The organism is Serratia quinivorans (assembly GCF_052113645.1).
In the GTDB taxonomy this organism is placed as follows: Bacteria; Pseudomonadota; Gammaproteobacteria; order Enterobacterales; family Enterobacteriaceae; genus Serratia; species Serratia quinivorans_B.
In genome coordinates this window covers 469,557-481,775 of the sequence record NZ_JBIEIU010000001.1, presented here as the reverse complement: position 1 = coordinate 481,775, position 12,219 = coordinate 469,557, and the positions used below count along the sequence as shown (strand labels likewise).

13 protein-coding genes are annotated in these 12,219 nt (G+C 59.5%); 9 read left to right on the top strand and 4 right to left on the bottom strand.

Features of this window, described 5'->3' with window-relative positions; genetic code table 11:
• The first annotated feature begins 1 nt into the window (after position 1).
• The 3 genes from narI (at position 2) to ACGS9J_RS02215 (ending at position 1,334) form a co-directional block, all read left to right on the top strand.
• Positions 2-679 carry a respiratory nitrate reductase subunit gamma gene (narI, locus tag ACGS9J_RS02225; RefSeq protein ID WP_442229449.1) on the top strand — a complete coding sequence of 226 codons (678 nt, stop codon included), beginning with the start codon at positions 2-4 and terminating at the stop codon, positions 677-679.
• Between the two features lie 167 nt (positions 680-846).
• Positions 847-1,071, top strand: coding sequence for a hypothetical protein (locus ACGS9J_RS02220; RefSeq protein WP_442229448.1), 225 nt, complete (start codon positions 847-849; stop codon positions 1,069-1,071).
• Positions 1,068-1,334, top strand: coding sequence for a hypothetical protein (locus tag ACGS9J_RS02215; RefSeq protein ID WP_174574365.1), 267 nt, complete (start codon positions 1,068-1,070; stop codon positions 1,332-1,334). Before ACGS9J_RS02220 ends, ACGS9J_RS02215 begins: the two co-directional genes overlap by 4 nt.
• Positions 1,335-1,342: 8 nt before the next feature.
• Here ACGS9J_RS02215 and ACGS9J_RS02210 read toward each other — a convergent pair whose 3' ends face one another.
• Genes ACGS9J_RS02210 through ACGS9J_RS02200 form a run of 3 tightly spaced genes read right to left on the bottom strand, consistent with a single transcriptional unit; the run spans position 1,343 to position 3,917 of the window.
• Positions 1,343-1,492, bottom strand: a complete 150-nt coding sequence (locus ACGS9J_RS02210; RefSeq protein WP_442229447.1) for a DUF2474 domain-containing protein — start codon at positions 1,490-1,492, stop codon at positions 1,343-1,345.
• A gap of 14 nt (positions 1,493-1,506) precedes the next feature.
• Positions 1,507-2,514 carry a cytochrome d ubiquinol oxidase subunit II gene (gene cydB / locus ACGS9J_RS02205; protein ID WP_442229446.1) on the bottom strand — a complete coding sequence of 336 codons (1,008 nt, stop codon included), beginning with the start codon at positions 2,512-2,514 and terminating at the stop codon, positions 1,507-1,509.
• A 2-nt stretch (positions 2,515-2,516) separates the two neighbouring features.
• Positions 2,517-3,917 carry a cytochrome ubiquinol oxidase subunit I gene (locus ACGS9J_RS02200; protein ID WP_442229445.1) on the bottom strand — a complete coding sequence of 467 codons (1,401 nt, stop codon included), beginning with the start codon at positions 3,915-3,917 and terminating at the stop codon, positions 2,517-2,519.
• Between the two features lie 144 nt (positions 3,918-4,061).
• Between ACGS9J_RS02200 and ACGS9J_RS02195 the strand changes: the two genes are divergently transcribed.
• The 6 genes from ACGS9J_RS02195 (at position 4,062) to ACGS9J_RS02170 (ending at position 11,221) form a co-directional block, all read left to right on the top strand.
• Entirely contained in the window at positions 4,062-5,480 is a 1,419-nt protein-coding gene (locus ACGS9J_RS02195; RefSeq protein ID WP_442229444.1) for an aminotransferase-like domain-containing protein, read from the top strand.
• A 153-nt stretch (positions 5,481-5,633) separates the two neighbouring features.
• Positions 5,634-7,322, top strand: a complete 1,689-nt coding sequence (locus ACGS9J_RS02190; RefSeq protein ID WP_442229443.1) for an ABC transporter substrate-binding protein — start codon at positions 5,634-5,636, stop codon at positions 7,320-7,322.
• Between the two features lie 48 nt (positions 7,323-7,370).
• Positions 7,371-8,327, top strand: a complete 957-nt coding sequence (locus ACGS9J_RS02185; protein ID WP_442229442.1) for an ABC transporter permease — start codon at positions 7,371-7,373, stop codon at positions 8,325-8,327.
• A 2-nt stretch (positions 8,328-8,329) separates the two neighbouring features.
• On the top strand, positions 8,330-9,280 hold the full coding sequence (gene opp4C, locus ACGS9J_RS02180) for an oligopeptide ABC transporter permease (protein WP_442229441.1): 951 nt from the start codon (positions 8,330-8,332) through the stop codon (positions 9,278-9,280).
• Positions 9,277-10,263, top strand: coding sequence for an ABC transporter ATP-binding protein (locus ACGS9J_RS02175; protein WP_442229440.1), 987 nt, complete (start codon positions 9,277-9,279; stop codon positions 10,261-10,263). Before opp4C ends, ACGS9J_RS02175 begins: the two co-directional genes overlap by 4 nt.
• Positions 10,253-11,221: an ABC transporter ATP-binding protein gene (locus ACGS9J_RS02170; RefSeq protein WP_442229439.1), complete on the top strand. Its 969-nt coding sequence runs from the start codon at positions 10,253-10,255 to the stop codon at positions 11,219-11,221. Before ACGS9J_RS02175 ends, ACGS9J_RS02170 begins: the two co-directional genes overlap by 11 nt.
• Here the strand turns inward: ACGS9J_RS02170 and ACGS9J_RS02165 are convergent.
• The gene (locus ACGS9J_RS02165; RefSeq protein ID WP_442229438.1) at positions 11,218-12,192 is read right to left on the bottom strand and encodes an alpha/beta hydrolase; all 975 of its coding nucleotides are present in this window, start codon (positions 12,190-12,192) and stop codon (positions 11,218-11,220) included. The genes ACGS9J_RS02170 and ACGS9J_RS02165 overlap by 4 nt on opposite strands.
• Between the last annotated feature and the right edge of the window lie 27 nt (positions 12,193-12,219).

Genomic DNA, 12,219 nt, shown 5'->3' with positions numbered 1-12,219 from the left:
CATGCAATTTTTAAATCAATTCTTCTTCGATATTTACCCCTATCTGGCGGGAGCGATTTTCCTGATCGGCAGTTGGTTGCGTTACGATTACGGGCAATACAGCTGGCGTGCCGGCTCCAGCCAAATGCTGGATAAGAAGGGCATGCGGCTGGCCTCCAACCTGTTCCATATCGGTATTCTGGGTATCTTCGCCGGGCACTTCCTCGGCATGCTGACACCGCACTGGATGTATGAAGCCTTCCTGCCGATTGACGTGAAGCAGAAGCTGGCGATGATCGCCGGGGGGGCCTGCGGCGTGATGACGTTGATCGGGGGAGCGCTATTGCTGAAACGCCGCCTGACCAACCCGCGGGTACGTGCGACCAGCAGCTTTGCCGACATCATGATCCTGACGCTGTTGGTGGTGCAGGTGTGCCTCGGCTTGCTGACCATTCCGTTCTCCGCCCAGCATATGGACGGCAGCGAAATGATGAAGCTGGTGGCCTGGGCGCAGGCGGTGGTGACCTTCCACGCCGGGGCGTCGCAGCATCTGGTGGACGTAGCGCCGATCTTCAAATTGCACATGGTATTGGGCATGACGCTGTTTGTGCTGTTCCCGTTCTGCCGCCTGGTGCACATCTGGAGCGTGCCGGTGGAATACCTGACCCGCCGCTACCAACTGGTGCGTAACCGCCGTTAAATTATTCTGCTGTTGAATCAATAACCGTCGGCAGGAAAACTTTCCGCCGACGGTTTTTTTTCGTTAACTCGCTGAATTTGCGAGACGTTACGCAGTTCACTAATTGAACAGATTGTGCGGCTCACGTAGACTCTGTCTGACTGACAATCAGCCACAGGAGGTGGAGTATGCGCAGTTTACCGATCCGTTTATCCAATAAAATTGATGACGATCTGAACGATATAGCCCGGCGCCATGGGATGGAGAAAACCGAGGTAATCAAGATGGCTTTCGCGTTGATAGCCATAGCTGATAAGCACTGGATGAAACAGAATGGGACGTCCCTGGGCATTGTGCGAGAAAATGGCGCAGAGCTGGAGGCCGTGGGGCGAGTCGTGGGGATCTTCCCATGAGCACCGAAAACGCAAACCTGCACGATGAGGCCGCCAGGGGGTACCTGAAGGAGATATTGGTCTTCGATGAAATGGAACGTTTGCGCTTGGCGCGTCAGGTGCTGTGCGGGATCTTCGTGATAAGCGTGGGCGTTTTTACCGCCCACGCTTATTGGGATCAAAGCGAGCCTATCAGGCAAGTGTTCGAGCTGTTGAAAATAGGTGCGCTACCCTTGGTAACGCTGGTTATTTCCTTTTACTTCCCCAACACCTCGGCCAGATAGTGCTCAGGTTATGCCGACTTCATGCCTGCGGCGGTCATCAGCAGGCGGAACATCGAGGCGACCAGAAACAGCCCCAACACGCTGGCGCTCCAGATAATCACCAGCCAGCCCACGCGTTTCCACCAGGGGGCCGGGGCGGTCGCGGTTTTATCTTGCATACTGTCCTCCCTCATCAGTGATAACCGTGCTCATGGCTGACTTTGCCGCGGAACACGTAATAGCTCCAGAAGGTGTAGACCAAAATAATCGGGATGATAAACAGCGCGCCGACCAGCATAAAGCCCAGGCTTTGCGGCGGGGCGGCGGCGTCCCACAGGGTGATGGACGGCGGGATCAACAGCGGCCAGATGCTGATGCCCAACCCGCTCAGACCGAGGAACACCAGCAACAGGGTGAGCAAGAACGGCGAATAGTGCGCCGCGCTTTTCACGCCGTGCTGGATCCCCCAGGCGCTGAGCAGCACCAGGACCGGCACCGGCAGCAGCCAGAACAGGTTCGGCAGCGTAAACCAGCGGCCGGCGATCTCCGGATGGGCAATCGGCGTCCAGATACTCACCACCGCCAACACCAGCAGCAGGGTGATCAGCAGCGGCGTCGCCAAGCGATACATGCGAGCCTGCAGGTCACCGGCGGTTTTCATCACCAGCCAGGTGCAGCCCAGCAGCGCATAGGTCACCACCAGCCCCAGCCCGCAGAACAGCGCGAACGGCGTCAGCCAGTCGAGGGCGCCGCCGGCATAGCCGCGGCCGCTGACCTGAAAACCATTGATGATGGACCCGACCACCACCCCCTGACTGAAGGTGGCGAAAATGGATCCCCAGATAAACGCCTTATCCCAGATGTGACGCTTCTCCTCCGTGGCCTTGAAGCGGAATTCAAACGCCACGCCGCGGAAAATCAACCCGAACAGCATCAGGGTGAGCGGAATGGCCAGCGCATCGAGGATCACCGCGTAAGCCAGCGGGAAGGCACCAAACAGCGCCGCACCGCCCAGCACCAGCCAGGTTTCGTTGCCGTCCCATACCGGCGCGACGGTGTTCATCATCACATCACGGTCGCCGCTGTCCTTAACCCAGGGGAACAGGATGCCGATACCCAAATCAAAGCCGTCCATTACCACGTACATCATGGTGCTGAACACGATGATCACAAACCAAATCAACGGAAGATCAATGCCCATGCTCAGCTCCTGTCATCCAGAGTTTCTTTCACCGCAGACAGCGGGCGTGCCGGTCTGCCGTCCGTATCGTCTTCATGGTTTTCGTGCTGCTGCGGCCCTTTACGGATCAGACGCATCATGTAGGAATAACCGACGCCGAACACCGAACAGTAAACGATGATAAACGCCAGCAGGCTGATGCTCATGTGCAGGTCACCGTGCGCGGAGACCGCATCCTTGGTGCGCAGCAGGCCATATACCACCCACGGCTGTCGGCCGATTTCGGTGGTGAACCACCCCGCCAGCAGCGCCAGCAGGCCGGAAGGCCCCATCCACAGGATGAAATAGAGAAAGGGTCGGGACTGATACAGCCCGCCGCGCCAGCGTAGCCACAGGCTCCACACCCCGGCGAGGATCATCAACATCCCCAGCGCCACCATGATGCGGAACGACCAGAACACCACGGTGGAGTTGGGGCGATCCTCCGGCGGGAAGGATTTCAGCGCCGGGACCTGTTCGGTCAGGCTGTGGGTCAGGATCAGGCTGCCGAGATAGGGCACTTCCAGTTTGAAGCGGGTTTCTTCACGCGCCATGTCCGGCCAACCGAACAGGATCAGCGGGGTGGCTTCTCCCGGCGGGTTTTCCCAGTGGCCTTCAATGGCGGCGATCTTCGCCGGCTGATGTTTCAGCGTATTCAGGCCGTGGGCGTCGCCGATCATCGCCTGTATCGGCGCGACGATCAGCGCCATCCACATCGCCATCGACAGCATTGTGCGCATCGCCGGCGTGTCACGCCCGCGCAGCAGGTGCCAGGCGGCGGATGCGCCAACGAAGAAGGCTGAAGCCAGGAAGGCGGCGGTCGACATGTGCAACAGTCGGTATGGGAACGACGGGTTGAATATCACTTTCAGCCAGTCGACCGGCACTACCTGGCCGTTGATGATTTCATGCCCCTGCGGCGTTTGCATCCAGCTGTTGGAGGCCAGGATCCAGAAGGTGGAAAGCAAGGTGCCGAGCGCCACCATGCAGGTAGCGAAGAAGTGCAACCCCGGACCGACGCGGTTCCAGCCGAACAGCATCACCCCAAGGAAACCGGCTTCCAGGAAGAAGGCGGTCAGCACTTCATAGGTCAGCAGCGGGCCGGTGATACTGCCCGCGAACTCGGAGAAGAAGCTCCAGTTGGTGCCGAACTGATAGGCCATAACCAACCCGGAAACCACGCCCATGCCGAAGTTGACGGCGAAAATTTTCGACCAGAAATGGTACAAATCGCGATAGGCTTCATTGCGCGTTTTTAACCATAATCCTTCCAGCACCGCCAGATAACTGGCCAGACCTATGGTGATGGCAGGAAACAAAATATGGAAAGAAACGGTGAAGGCGAACTGTATTCTGGCAAGTTCCAGTGCATCAAGACCCAGCATGGCGCCTCCTTGGGTTGGACATAAAATAACCTCTTCAGTATAGCTGTAATTTTTCTGTGGAAAGCTTGGCGTCAAGTTAAGCACGGAGTACAGTGGCTATAATAGTGACAGTTATTTTACTTTTTCATATAACAGTTAAGGCCTATGACCCGATACGAGCAGCTCGCACAACAGATTCGTGAACAGATCCAGAACCGGGTATGGCGGGCGGGAGACAAACTGCCGTCGCTGCGGGAAAGCGGTAAACGCGCCGGACTGAGCCTGATGACGGTGGTGCAGTCATATCAACTGCTGGAGAGCCAGGGTTGGATCGTCGCGCGGCCACAGTCCGGTTATTACGTGGCGGCGCGTCCGCAGCCGTTGCCGCAGCCGGCACGCGGAGAAAAACTGCTGCTGAGCGAACAGGTGGACATCAACACCTTTGTTTTCGACGTGCTGCAGGCGTGCAAAGATCCGGAGATTGTTCCCTTCGGCTCGGCGTTTCCCGATGCCACGCTGTTTGCCCAGCCGAAGCTGGCGCGGGCGCTGAGCAGCGTAGCCCGCAAATTCACGCCGCACAGTTCGCTGGCCAACCTGCCACCCGGCAATGATGCGTTGCGGCGAAACATTGCCCAGCGTTATGCGCTGAGCGGCATGCAGGTCGCGCCGGATGAGATAGTGATTACCGCCGGTGCCATGGAGTCGCTGAGCCTCAGTTTGCAGGCGGTGACGCAACCGGGGGATTATGTGGCGATTGAATCCCCGGCCTTCTACGGGGCGCTACAGGCGCTGGAGCGGCTGAGGTTAAAGGCGGTGGCGATCGCGACTCACCCGCAGGACGGCATGGATCTGGATGCGCTGGAGCACGCGCTGGAACAGTATCCGATCAAAGCCTGCTGGCTGATGACCCACTTCCAGAATCCGTTGGGCGCTTCGATGCCGGAAGAGAATAAACAGCGGTTGGTAGCTATGCTTCGCGAGCGGCAAATTTCGCTGATTGAGGACGATGTTTACGGCGAACTGTATTTCAGCGCCGAGCGGCCGCAACCGGCCAAGGCGCTGGATCACGGCGGGCAGATCTTGCACTGTTCGTCATTTTCGAAATGTCTGGCGCCGGGCTTTCGCGTCGGTTGGGTGGCGGCGGGGCGTTACGCGCAGCAAATCCAGCGTTTGCAACTGATGAGCACGGTGTCGACCAGCGTGCCCACCCAGTTGGCGATCGCCGATTACCTGCTGCATGGCGGTTACGACACCCATCTGCGGCGTTTGCGTCGGCTGCTGGCCCAGCGCCAGAGCATGATGCGCCAGGCGATTGCCCACCATTTCCCGCCCACCGTGAAGGTCAGCCAGCCCGACGGCGGCTACTTTCTGTGGGTGGAGCTGGATCCGGCGCTGTCGTCGATGGAGCTGTATCAGCGTGCGTTGGCGCTGGGCGTGAGTATCGCGCCGGGCAGGATGTTCACCACCGGCAACCACTTCAACCACTGCTTCCGCCTGAATGCCTCTTTCGACTGGAGCGACAAGCACGAGGCGGCGATCCAGACCTTAGCCAAACTTATCCGGCAGCTCGAACCGGCAGGCTGAATGGCCCACGGCGAGCCAGCATCGCCATAGAAAAACTCATAATGCTTTTTCCGGCAATGGAATGCCGGTTTCGTTGTTAGACAGCCCCACGGCCGCCGATTACTCTGCGATAAATTTTGTCACATTTATCAACGGGTAAACGAGGGGCAGTGGGTGAGCAGAATAAAAAACAATATAAACAAACTGTTGCAAAAACGGCTGGCTGCGCTGGCCATCGCCTGCGCACTGGGCCTGGCATTTCACGCCCAGGCGGAAACCCTGGCGGAAGGCATCACCCCGGCCGGCGATGCCAGCCTGGTGCCGGCGGCGGCCAAGCTGCGTAAAGACACCGTGGTGGCCGGTATTCTTGAACCTCAGGGCAATTTTAACCCTTATCTGTTCAGCAATGGCTGGGATGAGAATGTCACCGACGTGATCTTCACCCGGCTGATTGGTCTGGACAGCCAGGGCAAACCGGTGGCGCGGCTGGCGGAGTCCTGGCAAGTCAGCCCGGACAACCTCGTTTACACCATTAAATTGCGGCCTGATCTGGTCTACAGCGACGGTTCGCCGATCAAGGCGGAAGACATCGCCTTTACCCTGACGCTGCTGCATGACCCGGCCTATGACGGTGACACCGACATTGCTCCGGCACACATTCAGGGCGGTGCGGAATATAAAAACGGCACTGCGCCCAGCATCAGCGGGCTGAAGGTGATCGACGAACGCACGCTGCAAATCACCACCACCCAGCCGGGCGCCACCACGCTGCTGCTGATCGGCGGGCCGGTGTTGTCGAAGGCCTATTACGGTAAGGATTATCAGCGCGGCAAGCTGGAAAGCGTGCGGGCGCTGAACGGCAAACCTTTGGGCAACGGCCCTTATATTTACGATAAATATGTGCCGGGGCAGGAGATCCGTTTCCACGCTAACCCAAACTTCTATCTCGGCCCGCCCGCCGTGGCGCGCTTTATTTACCGCGTCACCAACCCGGCCACCAACTTCCAGCTGTTTCAGACCGGTGAAACCGACTACGACGCCTTTACCTCCAAACCGGATGACATTGAACAGCTGAAGCTGCTCGGCTTCGCCAATATCAATTTGTATAGCTCCAGCGACTACAGTCGGGTGGATTTCAACTTTAAGCGCCCGGCGTTGCAAGATGCGCGCGTGCGTCAGGCGCTGATCTACGGCCTGGATCGGCAAAAGCTGATCACCGTGGTCTACCAGGGGTACGGGTCGGTGGCTAACCAGCCGATCTCTCCCGTTTCCTGGGCCTATGATCCGCAGGGCATCAATCCTTACGCTTATGACGTCAGCAAAGCCAGGCAGTTGCTGGATCAGGCCGGGTGGAAACCGGGCGCGGACGGCATTCGCCAAAAGGACGGCAAAAAGCTGGAGCTGACGCTGTTGGTGACCAAAAAGCTGCTTAACGACGCGTTGGTGCCGATTGCCAAAGACAACTATCGGCAGATTGGCGTGCTGTTGAAGCCGCAGGTGCTGGATTTCAATGCGCTGTTGGCGCAGCGCAAGGCGGGGAATTACGATCTGGCGTCGCTCAGCACCAGCGGGCTGAATGACCCGCATGACGGGGTGCGCGATTTCATTAGCCAGGTGAGTGAAACCGGCTATCACAATCCGCAGGTCGACAAACTGATTGGCGAGGCGAACGCCACGCTGGATATCGGGCAGCGCAAACCGCTGTATCACCAGCTGTATCAGGTACTGGCCGAAGATCCGCCGGTGATTTTGTTGGGCAACCGTAAAGTGCTCAGCGCCAGCAGCGCGCGCGTCACCGGTTTTAAACCGGACGTTTACAACGGTCTGACCGGCAGCCTGCCGGACATCAAGATCGCTCAGTAACGGTAAGGCTCCGCTGCGCCGGTTTGGGCAGCGGTGACGGAAAACACCATGAGAAATTTTATCCTGCGCCGCTTGCTGCAAACCCTTCCGATGCTGCTGCTGGCGTCGCTGCTGATTTTCTTCATCTTCGCGCTGACGCCCGGCGACTTTATCGACGGTAACATCAACCTGACGCCCCAGCGTGCAGCCGAGCTGCGGGCGCTGTACGGGTTGGATCAGCCGCTGCTCACCCGTTATTGGCACTGGCTCGGTCAATTACTGCGGGGCGATCTCGGCTTTTCGCTGCAATACCAGATCCCGGTCAGCACGCTGTTGAACCAGTACATCTGGAACTCGTTCCTGCTGGCGTCGGTCGCGCTGGTGCTGTACTGGGGCATTGCGCTGGCGGTGGGGGTCGCTTCGGCGATGAAACCCTATTCGTTATTCGATCATCTGGTGACCGTGGCGGTGTTCGGCGCCATGTCGTTCCCGACCTTTTTCCTGTGCCTGTTGTTGATCAAATGGTTCGCCGTCGATCTGCACTGGTTGCCGGCGGGCGGCATGCTGCGTACCGGCAGCGAAGCGACCGGGCTGGCGTGGGTGACGGAGGTCGCGGCGCATCTGCTGCTGCCGGTGCTGGCGCTGGTGATGTTGCAGGCCGGCACCCTGACGCGTTATTTCCGCGCCAGCATGCTGGACGTGATCCGCATGGATTATATCCGCACCGCGCGCGCCAAAGGGCTGAAGGAGAAAACGGTGATCCTGCGGCATGCGCTGCGCAATGCGTTATTGCCGATCATCACCTTGTTGGGGTTTGAACTGCCTGCGTTGTTCTCCGGGGCGCTGATCACCGAAAAAATCTTCAACTGGCCGGGGGCCGGGCATATCCATATCGATTCGTTGGCGGCGCGCGATTATCCGGTGTTGATGGGGTTTACGCTGTTTCTGGCGGTGCTGACCATTCTGGGCAATCTGCTGGCGGACATTTTGTACGCCTATGCCGATCCGCGCATTCGTTTGAGGTGACTATGTTGGCATCCCTGTTTTTCGGCCGTCGCCGCCGCTGGCGACAGGCGCAACTCCCGGCGCTGGCGCAGGTGTCGTCACCGCCGACCGCTCAAGCCTGGCAGCGTTTGCGGCGTCACCGCCTGGCAATGATTTCGCTGCTGTTACTGGTGTTGATGGCGGCACTTTGCCTGTTCGGGCCGATGCTGTCGCCCTGGCAGGACGATGCCGGTGATGCGTTGAACATCAATCAGGCACCGGGCGCAGCACACTGGCTGGGCACCGATTTTCTTGGTCGCGACATTTATACCCGCCTGCTGCTGGCAGGGCGCATCTCGCTGACCATCGGCCTGGTGTCGATGCTGCTGTCGGTCACGCTCGGCTATCTGCTGGGGGCGTTGTCCGGCTATCTCGGCGGCATCGTGGACAAGCTGATCATGCGCTTCGCCGATCTGCTGATGACCATTCCCAGTCTGCCGCTGTTGATCATCATGGGGGCGATGCTGTCGGAGCTGGATGTCTCGCCGGACTACCGTATTTACATGGTGATGATCATGCTCAGCCTGCTGGGCTGGCCATCACTGGCGCGACTGGTGCGCGGGCAAATCTTGTCGCTGCGCGAACGTGATTTCATGCTGGCGACCGAGGTGCTGGGCCTGTCTACCCGGCGGCGGATCTTCGGCCATCTGTTGCCCAATACCATCCCGATCCTGGTGGTGGTGGCCACCATGGGCGTCGCCAATGCCATTCTCAGCGAGTCAGCCCTGAGTTACCTGGGGTTGGGCGTGGTGCCGCCGATGCCGTCGTGGGGCAACATGATGGACGCCGCCAACAGCCTGATTGATTTTCAACGCCGTCCCTGGCTGTGGATGCCGCCGGGACTGGCGATTTTCATCACCGTAGTGGCGATTAATATTCTGGGCGACGGCCTGCGGGACGCGCTCGATCCAAAAATGAACGGGGTAAGACGATGAGCCAACCCTTGGTGGTCTTTAATCGACTGTCGGTGGCCTTCCAGGGCGAACAGGGACGGGTGCGGGCAGTGCAACAGGTGAGTTTTGAACTGCATGCCGGGCAGACGCTGGGCGTGGTCGGCGAGTCCGGCTGCGGGAAAAGCGTGACCGCCATGGCGCTGATGGGCCTGTTGCCACACCCGCTGGCGCAGATTGACGGCGGCGAAATCCACTTTGACGGTCAGGACTTGCTGAAACTGCGGCCGCAACAGATGGCGGATTTACGCGGTAACCGTTTGGCGATGATTTTTCAGGAACCGATGAGCGCGCTGAACCCGGTGCTGACCCTAGGCGAGCAGTTGGTGGAGCCGTTAATCCGCCACCGGGGCACGGCGCCGAAGGCGGCCTGGCGGGAGGCCACGGCGCTAATTACCGAGGTTGGGCTGGCGCGTGCCGAACAACTGATGACGTGCTATCCGCACCAGCTTTCCGGCGGCATGCTGCAACGCATCATGATTGCCATGGCCATCAGTTGCCGGCCGGCGTTGCTGATTGCCGACGAACCGACCACCGCACTGGATGTGACCGTGCAGGCACAAATTCTGGCGCTGCTGCGCGAGCAGGCGCGTAAGCACAATATGGCGATGATGCTGATTACCCACGATCTCGGGGTAATTGCCCAGATGGCGGATCGGCTGGTGGTGATGTATGCCGGACGCATTGTCGAGCAGGGGGCCACGCATGAAGTGTTGGCCAATCCGCAGCACCCGTATACCCAGGGGCTGATGGCTTCGCGGCCGGTGGCGGGGCAGCGCAGGCGGCGGTTGTATTCGATCCCCGGGCAGGTGCCCGATCTGGCCAGTTTGCCGGACCACTGCGCCTTTGCCGAACGCTGTGATAAAGCCAGCGCCCGTTGCCGTGACGGCATTCCGCCGTTGTATGGCGATCGGCAACGGCAATCTGCCTGTTTCCTGAACGCCGGAGGGCGCATCGATGTCGTCTGAATCTTTGGTGGAAGTGAAAGGGTTGAAAAAATATTTCCCGCTGCGGGAAGGATTATTCGGCCAGACCACCGGGCAACTGCGGGCGGTGGACGATGTCAGTTTCAGTATTCGCCGGGGAACGATTTTTGGTCTGGTGGGGGAGTCCGGCAGCGGTAAAACGACCGTAGGCCGCACCCTGTTGGGGTTGCACGAAAAGACCGCCGGTGAGGTGTGGTTCAAAGGGCAGGCGTTGGACGCGCTCAGCGCCCGTCAACTGCGCAGCATGCGTCCGAAGATGCAGTTGGTGTTTCAGGATCCCTACAGTTCGTTGAACCCGAGAATGCGGGTCGGCGAGGCCATTGGCGAAGCCCTGTTGCAACATGGTTTGGCGCAGAAAAGTGAGCTGCGTGATCGGGTGATCGACACCATGGAGATCTGCGGGCTGTCGGCGCAGCATTACGGACGGTTCCCGCACGAGTTTTCCGGCGGCCAGCGGCAGCGCATCGGCATCGCCCGCGCGCTGATTTTGCAGCCGGAGTTCATTGTCGCCGACGAGCCGATTTCGGCGCTGGACGTTTCTATTCAGGCGCAGATCATCAACCTGTTTTCCGATCTTCAGGAGCAGCAGGGGGTGACCTTCCTGTTTATTTCGCACGATCTGGGCGTGGTTGAACACCTGTGTCAGGACGTGGCGGTGATGTATCTCGGGCAAATTGTTGAAAGCGCCGATCGCGATTCGCTGTTCCGTCAGCCGTTGCACCCTTATACCCAGGCGCTGCTGGCGGCGGTACCCAGTCTGGATCCGCACCGGCAGCCGCAGGCGATAGCCCGGGGGGAACTGCCCAACCCGGCCCAACCGCCGCACGGCTGTCGTTTTCATACCCGTTGCCCGCAGGCCGGCGCACAGTGCCGGGAGCAGGCCCCGGCGTTACGTCAGGTGGCTCCGGGGCACCGGGTGGCCTGCCATTATGCAGGCTAAGCCAGATAATGCTTCAACGCGCGCCCGGCCTGATGGATCGCCGAGTGCACCGCCGGTACCCCGGCGATCGGGTTCAGCAAACCATAGTCGTGGATCAGGCCGTTATAGCGGGTGCAGGTGACCTCCACCCCCGCGGCATTGAGCAGCCGGGCATAGGCTTCGCCTTCGTCGCGCAGCACGTCCAGCTCGGCAGTTTGCACCAACGCCGGCGGCAGGCCTTTGAGCTGTTCCAGCGTTGCGTTCAGCGGCGAGGCGTAGATTTCCTTGCGCTGCGCTTTATCGGGGATGTAGTGGTCCCAGAACCATTTCATCATATTGCGGGTGAGGAAATGACCTTCGCCAAACTGGCGATAAGACTCGGTATCGAAACTGGCGTGCGTCACCGGCCACAGCAGGATCTGGCTGCGCAGCGCCGGGATGCCTTTTTCTTTGGCCATCAGGCTGACTACCGCCGCCATATTGCCGCCTGCGCTGTTGCCGACTACCGCCAGGCGTGAACCATCGACGTTGATTTTCTCGCCGTACTCGGCCACCCATTCGGTTGCTGCATAAGCCTGGTTGATGGCCAGCGGGTAATGAGCTTCCGGTGAGCGTGCGTAATTGACGAACACCGCTACCGCGCCGGAGCTGTAAACCAGATCGCGTACCAGTCGCTCATGGGTGGGGAAGTCGCCCAGTACCCAACCGCCGCCGTGGAAGAACATGAATGCCGGCAGCGCTTGCTTCACTTTGGCCGGTCGCACGATATGCAGCAGGATATCCTGACCCTCGACGTGAATGGTTTTTTCGCTGATTTCCACCTCATGCAAAGGGACCTCGGTACCGCTTTGCAGGCCCTCCATCACCTTGCGCGCCTCCTTGGGTTTCAACTGCTCCAGGGGCTTGGCGCCGCCGGCGTTCAGTGCATCAAGAAAAGTACGGATATCGTGCTGTGCTGCCGGCTGAGTGAGATCAACGGTTTTCCTGGACATCTTGGTTCCTCAAACGCAGGGGATGAA

Coding starts and splice junctions, on each gene's coding strand:
- opp4C (WP_442229441.1), top strand. CDS start 8,330: ATGTTGGCATCCCTGTTTTTCGGCCGTCGCCGCCGCTGGCGACAGGCG.
- ACGS9J_RS02200 (WP_442229445.1), bottom strand. CDS start 3,917: ATGCTGGGTCTTGATGCACTGGAACTTGCCAGAATACAGTTCGCCTTC.
- ACGS9J_RS02165 (WP_442229438.1), bottom strand. CDS start 12,192: ATGTCCAGGAAAACCGTTGATCTCACTCAGCCGGCAGCACAGCACGAT.
- ACGS9J_RS02215 (WP_174574365.1), top strand. CDS start 1,068: ATGAGCACCGAAAACGCAAACCTGCACGATGAGGCCGCCAGGGGGTAC.
- ACGS9J_RS02170 (WP_442229439.1), top strand. CDS start 10,253: ATGTCGTCTGAATCTTTGGTGGAAGTGAAAGGGTTGAAAAAATATTTC.
- ACGS9J_RS02210 (WP_442229447.1), bottom strand. CDS start 1,492: ATGCAAGATAAAACCGCGACCGCCCCGGCCCCCTGGTGGAAACGCGTG.
- ACGS9J_RS02195 (WP_442229444.1), top strand. CDS start 4,062: ATGACCCGATACGAGCAGCTCGCACAACAGATTCGTGAACAGATCCAG.
- ACGS9J_RS02220 (WP_442229448.1), top strand. CDS start 847: ATGCGCAGTTTACCGATCCGTTTATCCAATAAAATTGATGACGATCTG.
- ACGS9J_RS02175 (WP_442229440.1), top strand. CDS start 9,277: ATGAGCCAACCCTTGGTGGTCTTTAATCGACTGTCGGTGGCCTTCCAG.
- narI (WP_442229449.1), top strand. CDS start 2: ATGCAATTTTTAAATCAATTCTTCTTCGATATTTACCCCTATCTGGCG.
- ACGS9J_RS02185 (WP_442229442.1), top strand. CDS start 7,371: ATGAGAAATTTTATCCTGCGCCGCTTGCTGCAAACCCTTCCGATGCTG.
- cydB (WP_442229446.1), bottom strand. CDS start 2,514: ATGGGCATTGATCTTCCGTTGATTTGGTTTGTGATCATCGTGTTCAGC.